18 protein-coding genes are annotated in these 21,983 nt (G+C 68.9%); 7 read left to right on the forward strand and 11 right to left on the reverse strand.

The genetic code is table 11. The features are described 5' to 3' along the window. Positions 1-2: 2 nt before the first annotated feature. Positions 3-2,954 carry a TonB-dependent receptor plug domain-containing protein gene (locus J2728_RS01560; protein WP_309995472.1) on the reverse strand — a complete coding sequence of 984 codons (2,952 nt, stop codon included), beginning with the start codon at positions 2,952-2,954 and terminating at the stop codon, positions 3-5. Between the two features lie 670 nt (positions 2,955-3,624). On the opposite strand from J2728_RS01560, the gene nadA reads away from it, so the two are divergent. From nadA to nadC, 3 genes are all read left to right on the forward strand, one after another. Next, positions 3,625-4,713 carry a quinolinate synthase NadA gene (gene nadA / locus J2728_RS01565; protein ID WP_309995474.1) on the forward strand — a complete coding sequence of 363 codons (1,089 nt, stop codon included), beginning with the start codon at positions 3,625-3,627 and terminating at the stop codon, positions 4,711-4,713. Between the two features lie 155 nt (positions 4,714-4,868). Continuing rightward, complete coding sequence (locus tag J2728_RS01570; protein ID WP_309995476.1) at positions 4,869-6,383, forward strand: L-aspartate oxidase; 1,515 nt, start codon at positions 4,869-4,871, stop codon at positions 6,381-6,383. Next, positions 6,380-7,228, forward strand: coding sequence for a carboxylating nicotinate-nucleotide diphosphorylase (gene nadC / locus J2728_RS01575; protein ID WP_309995478.1), 849 nt, complete (start codon positions 6,380-6,382; stop codon positions 7,226-7,228). The genes J2728_RS01570 and nadC overlap by 4 nt, the downstream gene beginning before the upstream one ends. 126 nt (positions 7,229-7,354) lie before the next feature. Here nadC and J2728_RS01580 read toward each other — a convergent pair whose 3' ends face one another. From J2728_RS01580 to J2728_RS01595, 4 genes are all read right to left on the reverse strand, one after another. Further along, positions 7,355-7,768 (reverse strand): MAPEG family protein, encoded by a 414-nt coding sequence (locus J2728_RS01580; RefSeq protein WP_309995480.1) that lies wholly within the window; start codon positions 7,766-7,768, stop codon positions 7,355-7,357. An 85-nt stretch (positions 7,769-7,853) separates the two neighbouring features. Then, positions 7,854-10,004, reverse strand: a complete 2,151-nt coding sequence (locus J2728_RS01585) for a methyl-accepting chemotaxis protein (protein WP_309995482.1) — start codon at positions 10,002-10,004, stop codon at positions 7,854-7,856. A gap of 360 nt (positions 10,005-10,364) precedes the next feature. Then, a complete protein-coding gene (locus J2728_RS01590; RefSeq protein WP_309995484.1) occupies positions 10,365-11,216 on the reverse strand; it encodes a prephenate dehydratase in 852 nt (283 codons plus the stop codon). A gap of 3 nt (positions 11,217-11,219) precedes the next feature. Beyond that, positions 11,220-11,951, reverse strand: coding sequence for a 3-deoxy-manno-octulosonate cytidylyltransferase (locus J2728_RS01595; RefSeq protein ID WP_309995486.1), 732 nt, complete (start codon positions 11,949-11,951; stop codon positions 11,220-11,222). Between the two features lie 157 nt (positions 11,952-12,108). On the opposite strand from J2728_RS01595, the gene J2728_RS01600 reads away from it, so the two are divergent. From J2728_RS01600 to J2728_RS01610, 3 genes are all read left to right on the forward strand, one after another. Then, positions 12,109-12,822 carry a c-type cytochrome gene (locus J2728_RS01600; protein WP_309995488.1) on the forward strand — a complete coding sequence of 238 codons (714 nt, stop codon included), beginning with the start codon at positions 12,109-12,111 and terminating at the stop codon, positions 12,820-12,822. Between the two features lie 115 nt (positions 12,823-12,937). Beyond that, entirely contained in the window at positions 12,938-13,453 is a 516-nt protein-coding gene (locus J2728_RS01605) for a thioredoxin family protein (RefSeq protein WP_309995490.1), read from the forward strand. 76 nt (positions 13,454-13,529) lie between these two features. Further along, on the forward strand, positions 13,530-14,594 hold the full coding sequence (locus J2728_RS01610) for an alpha/beta fold hydrolase (RefSeq protein ID WP_309995492.1): 1,065 nt from the start codon (positions 13,530-13,532) through the stop codon (positions 14,592-14,594). On the opposite strand, the gene J2728_RS01615 is transcribed toward J2728_RS01610, so the two are convergent. Genes J2728_RS01615 through J2728_RS01625 form a run of 3 tightly spaced genes read right to left on the reverse strand, consistent with a single transcriptional unit; the run spans position 14,591 to position 17,621 of the window. Beyond that, on the reverse strand, positions 14,591-15,376 hold the full coding sequence (locus J2728_RS01615) for an alpha/beta hydrolase (RefSeq protein ID WP_309995494.1): 786 nt from the start codon (positions 15,374-15,376) through the stop codon (positions 14,591-14,593). The genes J2728_RS01610 and J2728_RS01615 overlap by 4 nt on opposite strands. Then, positions 15,373-16,215, reverse strand: a complete 843-nt coding sequence (locus J2728_RS01620) for a C40 family peptidase (protein ID WP_309995496.1) — start codon at positions 16,213-16,215, stop codon at positions 15,373-15,375. The genes J2728_RS01615 and J2728_RS01620 overlap by 4 nt, the downstream gene beginning before the upstream one ends. Next, the gene (locus J2728_RS01625; RefSeq protein WP_309995498.1) at positions 16,212-17,621 is read right to left on the reverse strand and encodes a leucyl aminopeptidase family protein; all 1,410 of its coding nucleotides are present in this window, start codon (positions 17,619-17,621) and stop codon (positions 16,212-16,214) included. The genes J2728_RS01620 and J2728_RS01625 overlap by 4 nt, the downstream gene beginning before the upstream one ends. A gap of 88 nt (positions 17,622-17,709) precedes the next feature. Here J2728_RS01625 and J2728_RS01630 point away from each other — a divergent pair, with 88 nt between their 5' ends. Beyond that, entirely contained in the window at positions 17,710-18,483 is a 774-nt protein-coding gene (locus tag J2728_RS01630; protein WP_309995501.1) for a tetratricopeptide repeat protein, read from the forward strand. A gap of 28 nt (positions 18,484-18,511) precedes the next feature. Here J2728_RS01630 and J2728_RS01635 read toward each other — a convergent pair whose 3' ends face one another. Genes J2728_RS01635 through J2728_RS01645 form a run of 3 tightly spaced genes read right to left on the reverse strand, consistent with a single transcriptional unit; the run spans position 18,512 to position 21,983 of the window. Next, positions 18,512-19,507, reverse strand: a complete 996-nt coding sequence (locus J2728_RS01635; RefSeq protein ID WP_309995503.1) for a type II secretion system F family protein — start codon at positions 19,505-19,507, stop codon at positions 18,512-18,514. A 13-nt stretch (positions 19,508-19,520) separates the two neighbouring features. Continuing rightward, on the reverse strand, positions 19,521-20,498 hold the full coding sequence (locus J2728_RS01640; protein WP_309995505.1) for a type II secretion system F family protein: 978 nt from the start codon (positions 20,496-20,498) through the stop codon (positions 19,521-19,523). Positions 20,499-20,501: 3 nt separating this feature from the next. Next, a complete protein-coding gene (locus J2728_RS01645) occupies positions 20,502-21,983 on the reverse strand; it encodes a TadA family conjugal transfer-associated ATPase (protein ID WP_309995507.1) in 1,482 nt (493 codons plus the stop codon).

Raw genomic sequence — 21,983 nt, forward strand, 5'->3', positions numbered from 1 at the left:
CCTTAGTACTCGAAGCGCACGCCCACCTTGAACGTCCGGCCGATCAGGCCGGCGTAGTGCCAGGTGGTCAGGAAGTTCGGGCTGGACCCGTAGGCGCCCGGCGCGATCGGAGCCTTCTTGTCGAACACGTTGCCCACGTTGGCGTACAGTTGCACGCCGTCCTTGATCTGGGCCGTCGCGTTCATGTCGACGTTGATGAAGCTCTTGATCTTGCAGAACTTGTTGGCGGCGTCCGGGCTGCCCGAGCCACCGTACGGGTTGCCCGGAACGCATTCCGTGCTGCCGTTGGTGTCCGCGGCGACCGACTTGATGCTGCCGACATAGTAGGCCGTGGCCGACAGCGTGTACTTGTCGCCGAAGGCCAGGGTGTTCTGCCAGTTGCCCTTCCAGTCGGGCGTGCCGTTGCCCGACGACAGGTCGTACGGACCCAGCGTGCCAGCGTACTTCTGCACGCCGTCCGCAGTGTGCAGGTCGTACTTCAGGACGTGCGTCACTTCCAGGCGGCTGGTCCAACGGATGTCGCCCGGCAGGTTGAAGCGGCCCGTGGCCGAAACGTCGACGCCCGAGGTCTTCGAGTAGTCGGCGTTCACGTACGGGACGTTGATGATCAGCACGCGCGGCAGGGCGGTCGGGAACAGCGGATCGACGGCGTCGGTCACGTTGCACGAATAGCCCGCGCCCACGGCGGCGACGGCGGCGCAGGCGTCAGCCAGCGTCGTCTTGCTGTAGTAGGCCTTGACCGCGTCGCTGATCTTCGGACCGGACACGATCAGGTCCGACTTTTTGACGTCGTAGTAGTCGACCGTCAGGCTCAGCCAGCGGGTCGGCTCATAGATCGTGCCCAGCGTGAAGCTGCGCGACTTCTCCGGCTTCAGGTCCGGGTTGCCGACGACGCCGCGCCCCAGGCTGTAGGACTGCGAGTACGGGTTGGTCGGACCGCCATGCAGATTCTGGAAGGCGGCCGGCGGGGTCGTGGACACGAAGCCGGCGTACTGCGAACGCGGGCCCGATTCAGCGAAGGTCGGCGCGCGGAAGCCCTTGGAGTAGGTGCCGCGGAAGGCCAGTTGCTTGATCGGCGTGAACTTCGCGCCGAACTTCGGCGAGAAGTTGTTGAAGCCTTCCGAGTAGTCGTCGTAGCGGCCCGACACGTTCAGCTCGAGGCTGTCGAGGACCGGCGCGGCGACTTCGAAGAAGGCGGCCTTGACCGTGTGCTTGCCGAACGCCGAGGCGGTCGACAGGCCGTAGGTGTCCAGACGGGCGTTCTGGTTGTTGTTTTCCAGAACTTCCTTACGCGCTTGGGCGCCAACGGCCAGCATCATGTCGCCGCCCGGCAGGGCCCACAGACGCTTGGTGATCGAGGCGTCGATCGACATCAGCGACGAGTGCGACGGCGTCACCTTGTCCGGCGAGATCGCGTTGCGGACGGCGGCGCTGTTCTGCGACGGATCGACGAAGTTGTACGAGCCCGTGTTGATCGCGTTGGTCAGGGCCGCGATGTTCAGCAGGCCGTGTTGCGTCAGACGCAGGTTGTCGCGGGCGCCGACGGCTTCGACGCGCCAGTGCCAGTCGTCGCCGACCGAGCCGTTGAAGCCCATCGTGCCGCGGATGACTTCGTTGTCGCGCTCGCTGCCGGCCGGGATGTCGCCGAACAGGTAGTAGAGACGCGCGGCGCCGTTGGCCGGATCGGCGGCGAAGGCGGCCGCGTAGGGGTTGTTCGGGTTCAGGCGACGATCGACGGCGGTCGAGCAGTTCGTGCCGCTCGAGCAGACGTAGACCGGCAGGACGATCCCCGGGTTCGACGAGGCCAGCGACGGCGCGCCACCGAAGGGCTGGGTCGCGCGGACCGCCGAGGGCAAGCCCTTGATGCTGACATAGCTCTTCGAATAGCTGCCGGTCGCGTAGCCTTCGACGTTCTCGTTCAGGCGGAAGCTCAGGCGACCGTTAAAGGCGTAGCGCTTCTGCTTCGGCGCGATCTGGCGATAGGTGTCGACCAGGTCCCACTTACAGCCGACGCCACGATTGGTCAGGTTGGTCGAGGTGTACGAGCCGTTGGCGCAGTTCGAGTTCAGCGTGGTGTAGTTGTAGTAGTTTTGCGTCTTGCCCGCGCTGTCGACATAAGTGCCGCTCGCGATCAGCGCAGCGCCGCCCGCCAGCGGATTGTTCAGATCGCTCTGGGTCGTGCGGACGACCACGGCGTTCGGGGTGGCGGTGGTCAGCGAGCTGTCGGCGCTGTTGCCGTCCAGGCCACCGATCGAGCTCAGGTCCTGGGTGTTGTACGGGAAGCCGCGGCTGTGGTTGGTGACCCGGCCGTTCGTCTGATACTCGGCGTTCACATAGACGTTCCAGCCGGTCTCGGCGTAGTCGCCATAGCCCAGCGTGATGTCCGCGCGGCGGTGTTCGGCGTCGCCACGGTCGCTCTCGCCGGCTTCCATGCTGCCCTTCACGCCGACGAATTGCTTCTTCAGCTTCAGGTTCACCACGCCGCCGATGGCGTCGGCGCCGTACGACGACGACGCGCCGTCCTTCAGCACTTCGATCCGGTCGATCAGGCTGAACGGGATGGAGTTCAGGTCGACGTAGGCGTTGTGACCGTCATCGTTCAGCGGGAAGTTGGTCGAGCGCAGGCCGTCGACCAGAACCAGGGTCGAGGACACGCCCAGGCCGCGCAGCGACACGGCCGAACCACCGGCCGAGAAGCCGCTCTGGAAGCCGGTGCCGATCGAGCCAGCGCCGTCGGCCGAGATCGAGCGGATGGCGTCGGCGGCGGTGGCGATGCCCGCGCGCTCGAGGCTTTCCGAGGTCAGCACGGTGACCGGCGACGGGGTCTCGGTGTCGGTGCGGCGGAACAGCGAGCCGGTGACGACGATCTCTTCGACTTGCGTCTGGTCGCTGGCGGGCGCGGTCTGCGCGGCGGCCTGGCCGGCGAAGACCATCGTCGCGGCGGTGCAGATCATGGATGACGCGAGCAAGCGCATCCTGACAGACTTCGTTTTCACGGTGATAAACTCCCCTACATAGCGGCGCGCGACAAAAAATGATCGCACCCCGAACCCCTCTTCGAGTTCGAAGTCAGGGAGCTACGAAGCCAATCCATCCACGGTCAACGAACATTGATGTAAAGAAATAAACTCCAATCTGACTGTCGCATTATAGCCACATCATTACATTCGCGTAACGTCGTTACGCTTACAGCATAAATGAATATTGCTCCAACTCTTCAGAGATTATCCTCAAATCCATCGGCGGCGGCCCGGCCGTAAATCGATAGAGTTTGAACGAACCGACATCTGTACATTTAAAATTGCACGACAAGTCCAAGATAAATCTTTCTCCCATCCCGCCGAAGCGCGATCGCTACTTCACATTGCGGATAGGAAAGGATCAAATCTGGCCCTCACACAGCCAAATCGAGCAATCTTCGTGCCGATACCCGACAGACTTGGGGACGTCGTTCGCGCGCCTGTCACATCGGGCTCGACCGTTTGCATTTTCCGCGTGAAGCGCTATATGTCACTCGTCAGTTATGCTCAATTTCAGCATAACTCCGACGTCGGAGGCCTGGAAAAGGTCCCGGCGTTTTTTGAGGCCCTGGAAATGCTCACTTTGAGCATAACGGAGGATCAGATGGCCGACGGGTTCACGGCTCCGCTGGAGTTCACCGCCGAGATCGAGGCCGAGACCTCGCCGATCTGGGACAAGGTCAAGCACCACGTCACGCCGCTGGAATGGCGGACGCAGGCGCCGCTGATCGCCGAGATCAATCGGCTGAAGCGCGAGAAGAACGCCGCCATCCTGGCCCACAACTACATGACGCCGGACATCTTCCACGGCGTGGGCGACTTCGTGGGCGACAGCCTGGCCCTGGCCAAGGAGGCCGCCAAGAGCGACGCCCAGATCATCGTCCAGGCCGGCGTCCACTTCATGGCCGAGACCAGCAAGGTCCTTTCGCCCCAGAAGAAGATCCTGATCCCCGACCTGAAGGCCGGCTGCAGCCTCGCCTCCTCGATCACGGGCGCGGATGTGCGGCTGATCAAGCAGCGCTATCCCGGCGTGCCGGTGGTGACCTATGTCAACACCACCGCCGACGTGAAGGCCGAGACCGACATCTGCTGCACCAGCGCCAACGCCGTGCAGGTGGTGGAGTGGGCCGCCAAGGAATGGGGGACCGACAAGGTCATCCTGATCCCCGACGAGTTCCTGGCTCGCAACGTCGCGCGCCAGACGAACGTCAAGATCATCGCCTGGGCCGGCCACTGCGAAGTGCACAAGCGCTTCACCGCCCAGGACATCGCCGACATGCGCGCGGCCTGGCCGAACGCCGAGGTCTTGGCCCACCCCGAGTGCCCGGCCGAGATCCTGGAAGCGGCCGACTTCGCCGGCTCGACGGCGGCGATGAACGACTATGTGGCGGCCAGGAAGCCGGCCCAGGTGGTGCTGATCACCGAGTGCTCGATGGCCAGCAACGTCCAGGCCGAGAGCCCGGCGACCCAGTTCATCGGCCCCTGCAACATGTGCCCGCACATGAAGCGGATCACCCTGCAAAACATCCACGACGCGCTCGTTTACGAGCAGTTCGAGGTGACGGTCGACGCCGATGTGATCGACCGGGCGCGCCTGGCCGTTCAGCGGATGATCGACCTGCCGCCGCCGGTGACGCCCGCGCGTTACGACCTCGTGAAGGCCCGGCATCACGTGGATGTCGAGCTGATCTAAAGCCCCCTTCCCCTCGATGGGGGAAGGGTTGGGGATGGGGGTGACGCGGCCGGCCCGCTTCACCGCCCTCTCCGGACTTTCTCGATGAGGCTGAACCGTCGCGTTCACCCCATCCCCGGCCCTTCCCCATCAAGGGGAAGGGAGTGGAGCGCAGAATGACCACGCGTTTGGATTTCGACGGCCCGATCATCCTCGGCGCGGGCCTGGCTGGTCTCTCGGCCGCCCTGGCCGCCGGCAAAGCCCTCGTCCTGTCGCCGACGCCGCTGGCGACCGGCTGCTCCAGCGCCTGGGCGCAGGGCGGCATGGCCGCGGCGCTGTCGGGTGAGGACACCCCGGAGCTCCACGCCGCCGACACCGTCGCCGCCGGCGCCGGGCTCTGCGATCCGGACGCCGTCGCCCTGCTGACCCGCGAAGGCCCGCAAGCCGTCCGCGATCTGGCCGCCCTGGGCGCGCCATTCGACCGCAAGCCGGACAACGCCTTCGTCCTGAGCCTCGAAGCGGCCCACTCCAAGGCCCGTGTCGCCCGCGTGGGCGGCGACGGCGCGGGCGCGGCGATCATGGCGGCGGTGATCGCCAAGGTTCGCGCGACGCCCTCGATCGAGATCCGCGAGAACGCCCGCGCCCGCCGGCTGCTGCAGGACGCCAGCGGCCGCGTGGTCGGCGTCCTGGCCGAGATCGACGGCGCCCTGGTCGAGATCCGCGGCCCCGCGGTGATCCTGGCCACCGGCGGCGTCGGCGGCCTCTACGCGGTCACCACCACCCCGGCCGAGGTGCGCGGCGAGGGCCTGGGCCTCGCCGCCCTGGCCGGCGCGACGATCGCCGACCCCGAGTTCGTGCAATTCCACCCCACGGCCATCGACATTGGCCGCGATCCCGCGCCGCTGGCCACCGAGGCCTTGCGCGGCGAAGGCTCGATCCTGCGAAGCCAGGACGGCCGCGCCTTCATGGCCGACTACCACCCGGCCAAGGAGCTGGCGCCGCGCGACGTCGTCGCCCGCGCCATCCACGCCGAACGCATCGCCGGTCGCGGAGCGTTCCTGGACGCTACGGAGGCCGTCGGCGACCACTTCCCGCGGGAATTCCCGGCCGTGTTCGAGGCCTGCCAAAGCGCGGGGATCGATCCGCGCCGCGAGATGATCCCTGTTGTCCCGGCCGTGCATTACCACATGGGCGGGGTCGCTACCGACCTCGACGGCCGCGCCAGCCTGCCGGGCCTCTACGCCGCCGGCGAGTGCGCCTCGACCGGGGTGCAGGGCGCCAACCGCCTGGCTTCCAACAGCCTGCTGGAGGCGGCCGTGTTCGGCGCCCGCGCCGGACGCGCGGCGGCCAGCGAGGGAACCCATGGGGGCGAGCCGGTCAGCCTCGAGCCCCTGCCCGACCTGCCCGACGCCGCGCTTCAGATCCTGCGCAAGGCCATGAGCCGCGACGCCGGGGTGATCCGGGACGCCGCGGGCCTCGCGCGCCTGCTGGAACAGGTCGAGGCGCTGGAGCCGGCCTATGGCCCCTGTCCCACGGTCGTCGCCGCGCGCCTGATCGTCGAGGCGGCCCTGGCCCGCCAGGAAAGCCGGGGCGGCCACTATCGCGCCGACTTCCCCGCGACGGCCGAACCCGTCCGCACCTTCGTGACCTTGGAGAACGCGGACGCCGCCGTCCGCTACGCCGCCGAATGAGCATCGTTCCTCTGGACGACATCCTCGTCCGCCCGATCGTCGACCACGCCCTGGCCGAGGACCTGGGCCGCGCCGGCGACATCACCGGCCAGGCCTGCATCGACCCGGACGCCCGCCTGTCGGTGGTCTGGGCCAGCCGGCAGGATGGGAGGGTTTCCGGTCTTTCCTGCGCGCGTCTGTCCCTGGCCGCCCTCGATCCCACCGCGACCTTCGAGGTCGTGACGCCCGACGGCCACGACGCCGCGCCGGGCGCGATCCTGGCCCGCGCCGAGGGGAACGCCCGCGCCGTGCTGGCCGCCGAGCGCACGGGGCTGAACCTGCTGGGCCGCCTCTCGGGCATCGCCACCCTGACGCGGTCCTATGTCCGCCTGGTCGAGGGCACGGGCGCGACCATCGTCGACACCCGCAAGACGACGCCCGGCCTGCGCGCGCTGGAAAAGTACGCCGTCCGCTGCGGCGGCGGGGTCAACCACCGCTTCGGCCTGGATGACGCGATCCTGATCAAGGACAACCACGTCGCCGCGTGCGGCGGGGTGGGCGAAGCCGTCAGGCGCGCCCGCGCCCACGCCGGGCACTTGGTCAAGGTCGAGGTCGAGGTCGATGGCCTGGACCAGCTGGAAGAGGCGCTGAAGCACGGCCCCGACGTGGTCATGCTGGACAATTTCAGTCTCGACGACCTGAAGACCGCCGTCCGCCTCGCCAAGGGCCGGGCGGTGCTGGAGGCTTCCGGCGGCGTGAACCTGACCACCGTCCGCGCGATCGCCGAGACGGGCGTGGACGTGATCAGCGTCGGTGCGCTGACGCACTCGGCGCCAGTGCTGGATATCGGGCTGGACGCGGTCTAGATGCTCCCCCGCGATGCGGGGGAGCTGTCACGGAGTGACTGAGGGGGCGAGCTGGAGACTTGCCGCGCTAGCCCCCTCCGGCCCTCCGGGCCACCTCCCCCGCATCGGGGGGGAGGAATTGAGGCCCTAGAACAGCTTCATCAACTCCCGCACCACCATCCCCGCCAGCACGCCCGTGGACACCGCGAACAGCAGGAACCGCAGCGCCACCAGGTTGATGCTGACCTGCACCAGGCTGTGCAGCACGCGCAGGCCGACATAGACCCAGGCTAGGTGAACGGCCATGCCGTCGGCGTGGCCGGCGACCTGGATGGCCAGCGCCGCCGCGTAGAAGATCGTCGGCTGCTCCATCAGGTGATTGTAGTTGTCGGCCGCCTGCCGCGCCGCGTCCGGCAGCTTGTCCAGCGAGCCCGGAAACCGCGCGTCCTGCGGCTTGATCCCCGCCTTCTGCATGGCCGGGATCCGTTGGACGTACATCCAGACCCAAATCACCAGCGTCCAGGCCACCAGCGCCATCACCGGCGCGATCATCGAGTTCATCGCGAAGTCCTCCCCGCTCGGCGTCTAGCGCGCCAAAGCGGGGAGGTTATTCAAAGAACGACGTTACTTAAAGATATCCGCTAGGTCAGGCCGCGTTCCGGACGGCGTGCGCCCTTTCGAGCACGAAGGCCGACATCATCTCGTTCATGCCCCGCGCCTCGCGCGCCAGGGTGTTGGCCGCCGCGGTGGCTTCCTCGACCATGGCCGCGTTCTGCTGGGTCACGTTGTCCAGTTCGGTGATCGCCTCGGTCACCTGACCCAGACTGACCGACTGCTCGCGAGACGAGGCGGCGATCTCGTGGATGCGCTCGACCAGCGAGCCGACCCGATCGACGATCTCCTCGAGCGCCTCGCCTGAGGCCATCGACTTCTCGACGCCGTTCTGGACCTGGCTGTTGCTGTCGTTGATCAGCGCCTTGATCTCCCGCGCGGCCTCGGCCGAGCGTTGGGCCAAGGCGCGGACTTCCTGGGCGACCACGGCGAAGCCCTTGCCGCTTTCGCCCGCCCGGGCGGCCTCGACCCCAGCGTTCAGCGCCAGCAAGTTGGTCTGGAAGGCGATCTCGTCGATGACGCCGATGATCTTGCCGATCTCGTTGGCCGACCGCTCGATGCCCGACACCGCCTCGGACGTCTCCTGGACGATGTCGCGGGCCTTGGTGGCGACGCCGCGCATCTCGCCAAGATAGTCGCGGACCGAGCCGGCGGCGGCGGCGGCGGTCGTCACCGACTGGCTGACCTCGTGCAGGGCGGCGGCGGCTTCTTCCAGCGACGCGGCCTGGAGCTCGGTGCGACGCGCCAAGTCGTCGGCGGCCGACCGGATCTCGCCGGACGCCGATCCGACGCCGCCCGAGACCGCGATCAGGCTGGTCATGGTGGCGCCGAGGGTCTCGGCGGCCGCGTTGAAATCGGACTGCAAGGGACGGAAGGCTTCCGGCACGGCGCCGTCCACGCGCGTCGTCAGGTCGCCTTGAGCCAGGCGCTTGAGCGCGCCGCCGAAGGCGCTGTTGACCGCCGCCTCGCTGGCCGCCTGGGCCTGCAGGCGCGCGCGCTCCATGGCTTCGGCCGCCTCCGCCCGCTCGCGCTCGCGCTGGGCCTCGCCCTCGCGCCGAGCGCGCTCGTTGGCTTGGAACACCGTGAGGGTCGAGGCCATGGCCGCGAACTCGTCACGACGTGTCTTGCCAGGAATTTCGATGTCGATGTCGCCGTCGGCCAGCTTGCGCATCGCGCCCGTCTGCTCGGCCAGCGGTCTGAGAATGCTGGCGCAGACCCGGCCGCAGACGAACAGGACCACCGCGCCGCCCGCCAGGGTAAAGCCGATCGCCACCATCAGGCTGGTCAGCGCGTGCCGCGCCGCCTCGGAGGCCATGGCCCGCAGCGACTGGTTCTCCAACTTCAGGATCTCGCCGTACTGGACGATGCGCGCGGTGGCCGCGTCGAACCACTCCGGCCCCGTCACCGGCGCCTTGACGCCGTCGCGGACGGCGGCCAGCGCCTGGGCGCGCATCGCGATCACCTTGGCGCCGACCGGGCTGGCCTCCACGGCCTTGATCTGCTCGCAGACCGACGCCCGCTCGCGGCAGGCGTCGCCGATCCAGCCCTTCTGCTCGCCTTCGAGCGCCCGCATCTTGGCCAGGATATCGGCCGAGAACGCCTCGCCCGCGAAGCCCGCCGAGCCCGCCGCCCGCTCCTGACCCGCGGCTTCCTTGCTGCGCATCAGCGCGGAGTAGGCGTTGACCGCCTCCACCGTCTCGTGGCCCAGGTTGGAGACCTCGATCTCTTCCGCGGCGCTGATCAGGCCGTCGATGGCGCGGGTGTATTCCCCGACCACCTCCGCGCGATCGCTCCCCACGGCGTCGGCCTTCGCGCGCAGGGCTTTCACGCCCTCGACCCGGCTCCAGACCTTGTCGAGCGCCAGCTCCATCCCGCCGCTGTGGTCGCCCGCGTCGCGAATGTGGGCCAGGGCGACAACGGCGGCGTCCGCGGCGGCGCGGGCCTTGGTCACCTTGTCCACGAACACCGAGCGATCGGACGCGCCCATCATGCCGGAGGTCACGCCGCGCTCGACCTGCAGCGCGTCGACGGTCGCGCTGATCGGCCCCGCGGCCGCGATGGAGCCGGCCGCCGCGCTGGCCGAGCGGTACCGGCCCGCGAGCCCGACGCAAATACTGACGCTTAGAGCGGACAACACGAGAAGCGGCACGATGACGGCCGCGAGCATGCGATGCTTGATCAGCACTTTCGCCCCCCTTGGAAACCTGGCGGATGTGTGAGGGGGTAACGCTAACAGGCAGGCCGCCACGAAATGGTAAAACCACAGCGGTAGCGACCGATTGCCGCACGCCAAATACTTGTACGCGCGCCACCAGGATAGCGGGCAGTGCTCGCAAGAACACTACCCTATGGGCTCATCCTTAATTGGCGTGTTACGGACGCCGAAATGTCTCCCCATGAGGAAAGGCGGGCGGCGGACTTTACTGGCCTATAACGCAAGACGCCGCCGCTCATTACTTGGATGACGGCCAAGATCGAAGCGGTGGAACTGATAATCATTCCGAGTTTCTACGCTCGGCAAGGCGCCGACGGGCGCGAGAAACCGCTATTTTCCGCGATCCCTAAACGCGTCCGCCGGATAGACCCCCAGGATCTCGAACTTCTCCGAGAAGAACTTCAGTTCATCCAGGGCCAGGGCCAGGCTGCGATCCTCGGGCCGACCGTCGACCTCGGCGTAGAAGAAGGTGGCCGTGAAGTTGCCGCCCTCCATGTAGCTTTCCAGCTTGGTCATGTTGACGCCGTTGGTCGCGAAGCCGCCCAGCGCCTTGTAGAGCGCCGCCGGCAGGTTGCGGACGCGGAACACGAAGCTGGTCACGCAGCGGTGCGTGAACGCCGGGGCCGGCGGGTTCGCGTCGGCCGTCATCACCAGGAAGCGGGTGGTGTTGTGGCGCTCGTCCTCGATGTCGCGGGCCAGGATGTCCAGGCCGTAGATCTCGGCCGCCAGGGCCGGGGCGACCGCGCCGCGCGTCGGGTCGGGCTTGGCCGCCAGGTCCTTGGCCGCGCCGGCCGTGTCGCCCGCGGCCTCGGTGGCGACGCCCAGCTTCTTCAGGCTGTTGCGGCACTGGGACAGCGCGATCGGCATCGAGGCCACGGTCTTGATGTCGGCCAGCTTGACGCCCTTGTTGGCCATCAGCTGGAAGCGGATCGGCTTGAAGCGCTCGCCGATGATCTTCAGGCCCGAGGCCGGCAGCAGGTGGTGGACGTCGGCGACCCGCCCGGCGATCGAGTTCTCGATCGGGATCATGCCCAGCGCGGCGACGCCGGTCTTGATCGCCTCGAACGCCTCCTCGAACGTCTTGCAGGGATAGGCCTCGTAGTCCGGGAAGTAGGTCCGGCACGCCTCGTGGCTGTTGGCGCCGAGTTCGCCCTGGAAGGCGATCTTCTTGAGGATGCTCATGGGTTACTTTCCGGCGGCCGCGCGGGCCGCCTCGAGGTCGGAGGGATTGTCGACGGAGATCGGAGCGGTCTTGGCCACCGCCGCGCGAATGGTCAGGCCCAGCTCCATGGCGCGCAGCTGCTCCAGCTTCTCGCGCTTTTCCAAGGGCGACGGCGCGGCGGCGTTGAACGCCTCCAGCGCCTCGCGCCGATAGCCGTAGATGCCGATGTGGCGCCAGACCGGGCCGTCTCCATAGAGGGTCGAGCGGGTGAAATAGAGCGCGCGGCCGCTTTGGCCGTCGTCTTCCATGGTCAGGACGGCCTTGACGACGTCCGGATTGCTCCGGTCGGAGGGCGAGGATTCCGGGGCCACGACGGTGGCGATATCGGCGTCGCCAAACTCCTTAAGTATTCGCGCGCAGTCCGACAGCACGACCGGATCGACGAACGGCATGTCGCCTTGCAGATTGATCACCACGTCGTGCTCGAACCCCGGATCGAGTTCGGCGAGCGCGGCCAGGATGCGGTCCGAGCCGGACGGCAGGTCGGGATCGGTCAAAACCGCCGTCCCGCCAGCCTTTTGAACGGCCTCGACGATTTCGGGATCGCCCGCGGCCACGGCCACGGGACCAATCGCCGCGGCCCGGGCCTGGTTCAGCACCCGGACGATCATCGGCAGCCCGCCGATATCGGCCAGCGGCTTGCCCGGAAGACGGGTCGCCGCCATCCGCGCGGGGATCAGGACGATAGGGTTCATGGCCTCAAATCTTTGCTGCCCGGTTGCGCGAGGGGCGGTAGCGTGTAAGAGACGCGAGCGCAACATGACGCGCGTCGGGGACTCGCTTGCGGCCTCTCGCGCGTCGGGGAATCCGAGCCCGCCATCGGCGGGCTGGCAAGAGGCTGACAAGGCTGAGATGAGCGACCTGACGTTCAACAAGATCGCTGGCGGCGTGCTGCTGACCGGCCTCGTTATTTTTGGTCTCCGGGAAGCTTCGGACATCGTCTTCAAGAAGACCGAGGTCGAGAAGGCCGGCTACGAGATCGCCATCCAGGAAGAAAGCGCCGGAGGCGGCGCGGCCGCCGCGGACGTCCCGCCGGATTGGAACGCCGTGCTGACGCCGGCCAACGTGGCCGCGGGCCAGGCCGTCTCGGCCAAGTGCGCCGCCTGCCACAAGCTGGACGCCTCGAACGCCAACTCCACCGGCCCTGGTCTGTGGGACGTTGTGGGCCGCAAGCCGGCCGGGCACCCGGGCTTCAACTATTCGGGCGCGATGAAGGACTTCGCGGGCAAGCAGCCCATCTGGGACTACGACGCGCTGTACACCTTCCTGAAGGCGCCCGGTAAGGACGTCCCCGGCACCAACATGACCTTCGTGGGTCTGAAGAAGCCGGAAGATCGCATCGCGCTGATCGCCTACCTGCACAGCCTGGGCTCGACGCTGCCGGTTCCGCCGCCGCGTCCCGCCGCCGCCGCTGCTGATGCCGCGGCTCCTGCCGCCGAGGGCGCGCCCGCCGCCGACGCCGCCGCGCCTGGCGCTCCGGGCGGCACGACCGCTCCGGCCGCCGGCGCCGCCGCGGCCCCCGCCGCTCCGGCGGCTGGCGGTAATACGGCTCCGCCGAAGGCCTGATCGCTTCCTAGGCGGATCATCTAATCTGTAAGGGCCGCGAAGTTTTCTTCGCGGCCCTTTTCCTATTGTGGAGCTAGGAATTTCGGACCCATCGTCCGTTGAAAGCTCCAGTCCGATGAAGCTCCGCGCCCTGGCCGTCGCCGGCCTGATCGCCTTTTCCGCCGCGCCGGGCGTCACGCTCGCCGCCACCAAGGCCCCGGCCGTCGCCTTGCGGTCGATCGACGGCCTGCCGACGCCCCTGCCCTATCCTTACAACGAGACCGCCGACGCCGAGGCCGACCTCGCCGCCGCGATCAAGAAGGCCAAGGCCCACAAGAAGCTCGTCCTGATCGACCTGGGCGGCAACTGGTGCGGCGATTGCCGCGTCTTCGCCGGGGTGATCGAGCAGCCCGACGTCAAGCGTTGGGTCGACAAGCACTACGAGATCGTGGCGATCGACGTCGGCCGCTACAGCAAGAACATGCAAATCCCGGCCCGCTACGGCGTCGACAAGCTGAAGGGCGTGCCAAGCTTCCTGGTGGTCGACACCAAGGGCAAGCTGATCAACGACGGCGCCTTCTTCGCCCTGACCGACGCTCGCCACATGACGCCCCAGTCGATCGTCGACTGGCTGGCGCAATGGCCGAAGTAGGCGGCGTCCAACGTCCGGCGGGTATCCAGAATTTCCGACTCGCCCGCAGATCGGCGGATCGGGTGGGAGAGCAAGGATGAAGCGTTTCTGGGTGATCGCGGCGGCCATGGCGGCGCTGGCGGCGGGACCAAGCCTGGCCAAGGCCGCCGAGCTCAATCCCGCCTGCCGCGCGGCGGGCCGGCCGGTGTCCGAGGCCGGGTTCGTCGACATCGGCGGCATCCGCCAGTGGCTGACGATCGACGGCCAGGACTGCGCCAATCCGGTGGTGCTGATCGTCCACGGCGGCCCGGGCAATCCCAACACGCCCTTCGCGCACAACCTGTTCGGCGATTGGTCGAAGCGCTTCACGGTGGTCCAGTGGGACCAGCGCGGATCGGGCAAGACGTACGGCGCCAGCAAGCCCCCGGAGGACGAACCGCTGACCATAGACCGTCTGACCCAGGACGGCGTCGAGGCGGCGCGCTACGTCGCCCAGCGCCTGGGCAAGCGCAAGGTGATTATCATGGGCGGCTCGTGGGGTTCGGCCCTGGCGGTCAACATCGCCCAGGCCGCGCCCGAGCTCTTCAGCGCCTATGTCGGGACGGCCCAGTTGGTGAACTACCAGCTGGACATGAAGACCAGCTATGACCTTACCCTAGCCAAGGCCCAGGCGGCGGGCGACGCGGATGCGATCACCAAGCTGACCGCGCTGGGGCCGCCGCCCTGGACCGATCCGCGCGCGTTCGGGATCCTGCGCCGCATCACCCGCAAGTACGAGGCCCTGGCGACCGAGGCCCCGCCCAAGGGCTGGTTCGCGTTTGGCCCCGGCTACGACACCCCGGCCTACGAGGCCGACTACACGGCGGGCGAGGACTATTCGTTCTTAAACTTCGTCGGTCCCAAGGGCGACGGGATGGGCCCCAAGATCGACCTGCGCAAGCTGGGAACGACCTTCGCCATGCCGGTCTACATGCTGCAGGGCGAGGCCGACCTGGTCACGCCGCCGGCGGTGTCGAAGGCCTATTTCGACGAGATCCGCGCGCCCAAGAAGGAATTCGTCGTCCTGCCGCGCACCGGCCACGACCCCAACCGCATCATGATCGACGCCCAGTTCGCGGCGCTGACGAAGGCGCGGACCTCGACCGACGCCGGCCGGCGCTAGGAGCCCGCCTTCCGCGCCATCCAGTCCGCCGCCAGTCCGGGCCAGGCGGCCTGGGTCCCATCCAGGTGGCGCAAGCCGAAGCCGTGCGGCGCGGTTCCGAAGACGTGAGCGTCCAGGTCGAGGCCGGCGTCGCGGGCTGTCCGGATCAGGTTCAGCGCGTGCTCGACGGGCACGGCCTGGTCCATCAGGGCGTAGGCCAGGAACACCGGACAACGCGGCAGGCCATGCGGCTCCCCGGCGATCCCGATCGGCCAGGCGTCGTAGAAGGCCTGCTTCTCCGCCGGCGGATAGTCGGGCTTGCCCGCCGGCGCCTTGTAGGCCCGGTGATTGGCGTTGATCGGCGCATAGGCGATCAGCACGCCCGCCAGGTCCGCATCCGGCTGGCAGGCCAGCGCGCCGGCCAGATGGCCGCCCGACGACAGGCCCAGCACGAAGCGCGGCAGGTCGCGGGGGATACGCTCCAGCGCCGCCAGGCCGTCCGTCAGGGCGATGTCGAACGGCCAGACGCCCTCCCCGCCCGGCGCGCCGGGCAGGCGGTGCGCCAGCACATAGGCGTCATAGCCAAGGTCGTTCAGCCAGGCGGCGATCCGCGTCCCCTCGCTGTCGATCATCAGCCGCAGATAGCCGCCGCCCGGACAGACCAGCACCCGCCCCTTGGGCGCGGCGACGCGATAGGCCAGCAGTTCGCCGCGCGAGACGGTCTCGATCACGCGGTCGGGCGCCGCCCCCTCCAGCACATTGGCTGGACCGGGGCCAAGCGCCAGGACGTCGGGTTGGATCATGCGACGCGCCTGTAGCCCAGCGGCGCGCCGGTCGGCGTCGCCTCGATCCGCGCGATCGCCTCGGCCAGCGGCTCGATCGCCACGGCCATGTGGTGGGCGTTGGCGTGCAGGATGGTCGCGGGATCCAGCAGGATCGCCACGTGGCCCTTCCAGAAGACGAGATCGCCGCGCCGACGGTCGGCCTGCGCGATCTCCGGGAAGAAGCCGCGCTGCAGGTCGGTGTCGCGCGGGCAGGCCCGGCCGCAAGCATAGAGCGCCTGCTGAACCAGGGCCGAGCAGTCCAGGCCCAGGCTCTCGCGGCCGCCCCACTGATAGGGCGCGCCCAGGAACCGCTCGGCGACGGCGACATAGTCGGTCTCGAAACCGTTGCCGATCGGGGCCAGGTGATGCTCGACGAACCAGCCCGTCCGCGCGCCCTTCACGAAGCGCCCTTCCCGCGCCTGGACCGTGACCAGGGCGTTGAGGCTGTAGAGCCCGACGATGGCCGACTTGATGTCCGGCTCGGCGAAGGCGTAGGTCCGCGGGGCCGAGACCCGGTGCTCGGGCGTCAGCACCGGGGCCGACAGGGCCTCGACCGGCACATAGCCGACATAGCGGTCGCGGCGCGCCTGGCCGAAGGCGAACTCACCGGTCTCGAACAGCACGTCGAACAGCTCGCCGAACAGCAGCTGATCCTCCTGCTCGGCGTCGGGTGCGGGGGCCACGCGCAGGCTGGCGATGGGCGCGCTGACCTGCATCGGCCTCACCTCGACGAAGCGGTCGGCGGCGACGAGGCCCTCCAGGCGGCGATCGGCCAGGCCGTCGCGCACCAGCGTCAGGCGGCGATCCGGAACGCTCATCGGGCGAACCGCGCGCGCAGCATGGCGAAGACGGCGCGGATGGCCTGAACCTCGGCCCCGACCGGATAGCCGGGTCGCCCCTTCGGGTTCCAGGCGAAGACGTCGAAGTGCGCCCAGGGGCCGATGTCGTCTCCTGAAGGCGCGAAGCGTTGCAGGAACAGGGCCGCCGTCGTGGCCCCCGCCTGGGCCCAGCCGTCGGGGTCGTTCTTCAGGTCGGCGATGTCGCTGTCCAGCGCCTCGCGATAGGCCTGGGTCAACGGCAGGCGCCACAGCGGATCGGCGACGGCCTTCGAGGCCGCCTCGATCTGGCCGGCCAGCTTGTCGTCGGCCGTCCAGAACGGGATCACGAACGGGCCCATGGCGATGCGCGCCGCGCCCGTCAGGGTGGCGAAGTCCAGGGTCAGGGCCGGCTTCAGCTCGGCCGCGCGGGTCAGGGCGTCGGCCAGGATCAGGCGCCCCTCGGCGTCGGTGTTGCCGACCTCGACCGAGAGGCCCGCGCGGGTGGCCAGCACGTCGCCGGGCCGCATGGCGTCGCCGGCGATCGCGTTCTCGACCACGGGCGTCAGGATCACGAGGCGCACCGGCAGATTGGCCTCCATGACCATGCGGCCCAGCGCCAGGGCGTGGGCGGCACCGCCCATGTCCTTCTTCATCAGCCGCATGCCGGCCGAGGGCTTGATGTCGAGGCCGCCAGTGTCGAACACCACGCCCTTGCCCACCAGCGCCAGCACCGGATGCGAAGGATCGCCCCAGGTGACCTCGATCATGCGCGGCGCGCGCGAGGGAACGGCGGCGCGGCCGACCGCGTGGACGGCCGGGTAGTTCTCTTTCAGCAAGTCGTCGCCGCGCACCACCGAGAGCGTGGCGCCGTACTTCTGGGCGATCTCGCCGGCGATCGTCTCGATCTGCAGCGGCCCCATGTCGTTGGCCGGGGTGTTGACCATGTCGCGAGCCAGGGCGCAGGCGTGGGCCATGGCCGTGACGGCGGCGGCGTCGACACCCTTGGGCGCGACCAGGCGAGCGATCGGCTCGCCGTGTTTCTTGTAGCGGTCGAAGCGGTAGGTCCCGAGGGCGAAGGCCAGGGCCGCCTGCTCGGCGTCGATCCCCTTGGGCAGCTTGGCGAGCGCGTAGACGCCGGCGGGCAGCTTGCCGGCCAGGGTCCGCAGCAGCGACGGATCGACGCGGCCGCCCCCCAGCCCCAGCAGCACCTGCTCGACCGCGCCGCTGGCGCCGGGCACGGCCAGCACCTGCCCGAGCTTGCCCGAGAACGTGTTGGCGGCCGCGAAGGTCCGCACCGGACCGCGTTTGCGGGCCAGGAACGCCTCGACCTCGCTCTCGGCCAGCGGATGGACCGGAATGGCGCCGGTCTCGCCCTGGCTGAGGATCGGATGCGTCGCGTCGGACATCGGCGGCCTCTTCGAAAATTATGCTTAACGCTTCCTTTAAGGGCCCGCGCCAATCATGGCCGGGCTCTTTTCGGAGACTCGTCTTCCCATGTGTCGCAAGCGCGCGCGCCTCGCAACCGTTCTCGCCCCCGCCGCCCTGGCGCTGGCGTCGCTTTGCGCGAGCGGCGGCGCCCTGGCCGCCGACGCCCAGCAGCGCGCGGAAGCCCGGCGGCTGGATCCGCTGGCGCGCGCGGCCTTCTGGGGTTCGGAATTCCAGGCGAACGCCGCCGACGCCGAGGCGGGCGCGGGCCTGGCCCAGGCGCTGCGGGGCCTTGGCCGCGACGACGAGGCCGCCGAGGTGGCGGCCAGGGCCCTCGTGGCCCATCCCGACGACCCGTCGCTGCTGCTGGAGCTGGCCCGCGCCCACATCGCCCGCGGCCAGGGCTTCTACGCCATCGAGCCGGCCCGCGAGGCCGCCAGCCTCGCCCCCAAGGATTGGCGGCCGCTGACCCTGCTGGCCGTGGCCTACGAGCAGGCCGAACGCGGCGACGAGGCCGAGGCCGCCCACCGCCAGGCCCTGGCGCTGGCGCCCAGCGAGGCGACGCCGCTGACCAACTACGCCATGCACCTGGCCGCCAAGGGCGACCTGGCCGGCGCCGAGGCCCAGCTGCGCCGCGCCGTCGCCCTGCCCTCGGCGGGGATCCAGGCGCGCCAGAACCTGGCCCTGGTGATGGGCCTGCAAGGCCGCCTGCCCGAAGCCGAGAAACTGGCCCGCGCCGACCTGCCGCCCGAACAGGTCGCCAACAACCTGGCCTATCTCCGCGCGGCCCTCGGACAGAGCGGGCGGACGTGGGAAGCGCTGAAGGCCGGCGGCGGGCGGTAGAGCGGCGGGCCAGGGTCTGACCAGGCCCTTAGTGCTTGGCGAAGACGTCCTGCACCTTGATGATCGCCGGGCCCAGGATGACGATGAACAGCACCGGCAGGAAGAACAGGATCATCGGCACGGTCAGCTTGGCCGGCAGGGCGGTGGCCTTCTTCTCGGCGGCCGACAGGCGCAGCTCGCGGTTCTCCTTGGCCATCACCCGTAGCGCGGCGCCCAGCGGCGTGCCGTAGCGCTCGGCCTGGATCATCGCCGTGGCCACCGACTTGACGCCGGGATGGTTGGTGCGGCGGGCCAGGTTCTCATAGGCCTGGCGGCGCTCGGGCAGATAGGAGAGCTCGGCCGTCAGCAGGCTCATTTCCTCGGCCAGCTCCATCGACTGGGCGCCGACCTCCGACCCGACCTTGTGGATCGCCGCCTCGACCGACATGCCGCTCTCCACGCAGATCAGCAGCAGATCCAGCGCGTCGGGAAAGGCCGCGACGATCGACTCCCGCCGCTTCTGGGCGATGTTGGTGATGTAGACGTTGGGCGCGTAGTAGCCGAAGGCCAGGGCCGCGACGCAGGCGCACAGCTTCTGGATCGGCAGCAGGCCAAAGTCGTTGACCACGTAGAGATAGGCCGCCACCACCGCGGCGAACACGAACGGCGCCACGAAGCGGAAGAAGTAGAAGGTCGTCACCGGCCGGGGGCCGCGGAAGCCGGCCTGGGCCAGCTTGTCGACGACCTTGGGGTCCTCCAGCAGGCGCGACAGCTGCAGGCGTTCGACCACCTTCTTGTAGAGCCCCTCGTCCTGGTGGCGCAGCGTGCCGGCGGCGCTCCCGACGGCCTGCCGATGGGCCAGGGCCTCGCGCGAGCGGCGGCGCAGCTCCTCGCGGCGGCTGGCGACCGACTTCAGCCGCCCCTCCAGCCCCTTGTCGTCGCGCATCAGGGGCGAGGCCAGGGTGATGATCGTGGCGAACACCACCACCGCGATGAAGGCGGTCAGCAGGTTCGAGGGGTCGGTCAGGATCTCGACGAGCGTCATGCGGCGGTCCCCCTCAGAACTTGAAGTTGATCATCTTGCGCATCACGAACACGCCGATGCTCATCCAGATCGCCGCCGCCAGCAGCATCAGGTGGCCGCGCGGATCGGTGAACATCGGATGCATGTAGGCCGGCGAGGAGACGCTGATCAGCACCACCACGCCCGGCGGCAGGGCGCCGATGATGAAGGCCGAGGCGACCGCTTCGGCGGACAGGGCCTTGATCTTCTCCTTCATCATCTTGCGCGCCCGCAGAACGGCCGAGAGATTGCCCAGCGCCTCGGCCAGATTGCCGCCGGTCTTCTGCTGGATGGCCAGCACGATGGTGAAGAAGCGCAGCTCGTTGGTCGGCATGCGCTCGTGCATCTTCTCCAGCGCCGCGTCCAGCGGCACGCCCATCGCCATGTTCTCGGTCAGCATGCGGAACTCACCGGCCAGGGGCTCGGGGCTTTCCTGGCCGATGATGCGCAGGCAGTCGTGCAGCGGCAGGCCCGACTTGATGCCGCGGACGATGATGTCGATGGCGTCCGAGAAGGCCTCGGTGAACTTGCGGATGCGGTTCTGGGACAGGGCGGCCAGCACCCAGCGCGGCAGACCCAGCCCCGCCGCGAAACCGGCGCCCAGCGCGATCCACGCCGTCTGCCCCAAGGCCAGGAGGATCAGGATGACGCCGACGGCCAAGCCCAGGCTGACCAGCCAGAACATCCGGACGTTCGCGCCCAGACCCGCCGCCTGCATCCGCGCGGCGATACTCAAGGTGGCCTTCTTCTGCCGGCGCTCCTGCTCCTTCAGCGCCTTCAGGATGGTCTGGCGGCGAACGTCGTTCGGGTTGGCGGCGGACTTGCCCCGGGCGGCCTGACGGTCCGCGCCGCCCGCGCCGATCATCTGGGCGCGCTTGGCGGCCTTGGCCTTCTGCTCGTCGCCGCCCACGAACGCGAAGCCCAGGCCAGCGATGGTGATGAAGCCCAGGACCCCGGCGAGGATGAACAGCATCGCCTACTCCGCCGCGTCGAGGGCTTCGGCCAGCTCGCGCTCGAGACCGTAGTAGCGGGCGCGGTCCCAGAACTTGGGCCGGGCGATGCCGGTCGAGCGGTGGCGGCCCAGAACCCGGCCTTGCTCGTCCTCGCCGGTGATGTCGTAGACGAACAGGTCCTGGGTCACGACCACGTCGCCCTCCAGCCCCACGACCTCGGTGATGTGGGTGATGCGGCGGCTGCCGTCGCGCAAGCGGGCGGCCTGGATGATCACGTCGACCGAGCCGACGATCATCTCCTTGATGGTCTTGGAGGGCAGGCCGTAGCCGCCCATGGTGATCATGCTTTCGACCCGGCTCAGCGCCTCGCGCGGGCTGTTGGCGTGCAGCGTGCCCATCGAGCCGTCGTGGCCGGTGTTCATCGCCTGCAAGAGGTCGAAGGCCTCGGGACCACGCACTTCGCCGACGATGATCCGCTCGGGCCGCATGCGCAGGCAGTTGCGGACGAGGTCGCGCATGGTGACCGAACCCTGGCCTTCCAGGTTCGGCGGCCGCGTTTCCAGGCGCACCACGTGCGGCTGCTGCAGCTGCAGTTCGGCCGCGTCCTCGCAGGTCACGACCCGCTCGGTCGGGTCGATGAAGGCGGTCATGGTGTTGAGCAAGGTGGTCTTGCCCGAGCCGGTGCCGCCCGAGATGATCACGTTGCAGCGGCAGGCGCCGATCACGCCCAGCACCCGCGCGCCCTCGGGACTGATGGAGGCGTACTCCACCAAGTTCTTCATCGTCAGCTTGTCGCGTCGGAACTTGCGGATGGTCAGGGTCGGACCGTCCAGCGCCAGCGGCGGGGCGATGACGTTGACGCGGCTGCCGTCGGGCAGACGGGCGTCGCAGATCGGGCTGCTCTCGTCGACGCGCCGGCCGACCTGGCTGACGATCCGCTGGCAGATGTTCATCAGCTGCTGGTTGTCGCGGAAGCGAACATTGGTCAGCTGGACCTTGCCGCCCACTTCGATGAACACCCGGTGCGCGCCATTGACCATGATGTCGGCGATGTCGTCGCGGGCCAGCAGCGGCTCCAGCGGGCCATAGCCGAGGACATCGTTGGTGATGTCCTGGACCAGGGCCTCCTGCTCGGCCACCGACATCGAGACGTTCTTGATCGCCACCAACTCGGCGACGATGTCGCGGATCTCCTCGGCCGCCTGGCGCTGATCCAGTTGGGCCAGCTGCGACAGGTCGATCGTGTTCAGCAGGGCGTTGAAGATCGTCGTCTTGGTGACGTGGTAGTAGTCGCTCTGCTCACGGACGATCGGCGCGGCCAGCGGCGCGGCCTGGTTGGCCAGGGCGCGCGGCGGCGGACCGGTCACCTTGGGCGACGGCGCGACCGGCGCCGGCGCGGGCTCGGCGGGCTCGACGCGCCGGGGACGCGTGACGACCGGCGCGCCCTCGGCCGGGGTGGGCGGCGGCGCCTTCTGTTCGGCGGACGGAGCGCGCTTGCCGAACAT

It is taken from the genome of Caulobacter segnis, assembly GCF_031454995.1.
Taxonomy (GTDB): Bacteria; Pseudomonadota; Alphaproteobacteria; order Caulobacterales; family Caulobacteraceae; genus Caulobacter; species Caulobacter segnis_E.

Coding starts and splice junctions, on each gene's coding strand:
- J2728_RS01560 (WP_309995472.1), bottom strand. CDS start 2,954: ATGATCTGCACCGCCGCGACGATGGTCTTCGCCGGCCAGGCCGCCGCG.
- nadA (WP_309995474.1), top strand. CDS start 3,625: ATGGCCGACGGGTTCACGGCTCCGCTGGAGTTCACCGCCGAGATCGAG.
- J2728_RS01570 (WP_309995476.1), top strand. CDS start 4,869: ATGACCACGCGTTTGGATTTCGACGGCCCGATCATCCTCGGCGCGGGC.
- nadC (WP_309995478.1), top strand. CDS start 6,380: ATGAGCATCGTTCCTCTGGACGACATCCTCGTCCGCCCGATCGTCGAC.
- J2728_RS01580 (WP_309995480.1), bottom strand. CDS start 7,768: ATGAACTCGATGATCGCGCCGGTGATGGCGCTGGTGGCCTGGACGCTG.
- J2728_RS01590 (WP_309995484.1), bottom strand. CDS start 11,216: ATGAGCATCCTCAAGAAGATCGCCTTCCAGGGCGAACTCGGCGCCAAC.
- J2728_RS01595 (WP_309995486.1), bottom strand. CDS start 11,951: ATGAACCCTATCGTCCTGATCCCCGCGCGGATGGCGGCGACCCGTCTT.
- J2728_RS01600 (WP_309995488.1), top strand. CDS start 12,109: ATGAGCGACCTGACGTTCAACAAGATCGCTGGCGGCGTGCTGCTGACC.
- J2728_RS01605 (WP_309995490.1), top strand. CDS start 12,938: ATGAAGCTCCGCGCCCTGGCCGTCGCCGGCCTGATCGCCTTTTCCGCC.
- J2728_RS01610 (WP_309995492.1), top strand. CDS start 13,530: ATGAAGCGTTTCTGGGTGATCGCGGCGGCCATGGCGGCGCTGGCGGCG.
- J2728_RS01615 (WP_309995494.1), bottom strand. CDS start 15,376: ATGATCCAACCCGACGTCCTGGCGCTTGGCCCCGGTCCAGCCAATGTG.
- J2728_RS01620 (WP_309995496.1), bottom strand. CDS start 16,215: ATGAGCGTTCCGGATCGCCGCCTGACGCTGGTGCGCGACGGCCTGGCC.
- J2728_RS01625 (WP_309995498.1), bottom strand. CDS start 17,621: ATGTCCGACGCGACGCATCCGATCCTCAGCCAGGGCGAGACCGGCGCC.
- J2728_RS01630 (WP_309995501.1), top strand. CDS start 17,710: ATGTGTCGCAAGCGCGCGCGCCTCGCAACCGTTCTCGCCCCCGCCGCC.
- J2728_RS01635 (WP_309995503.1), bottom strand. CDS start 19,507: ATGACGCTCGTCGAGATCCTGACCGACCCCTCGAACCTGCTGACCGCC.
- J2728_RS01640 (WP_309995505.1), bottom strand. CDS start 20,498: ATGCTGTTCATCCTCGCCGGGGTCCTGGGCTTCATCACCATCGCTGGC.
- J2728_RS01645 (WP_309995507.1), bottom strand. CDS start 21,983: ATGTTCGGCAAGCGCGCTCCGTCCGCCGAACAGAAGGCGCCGCCGCCC.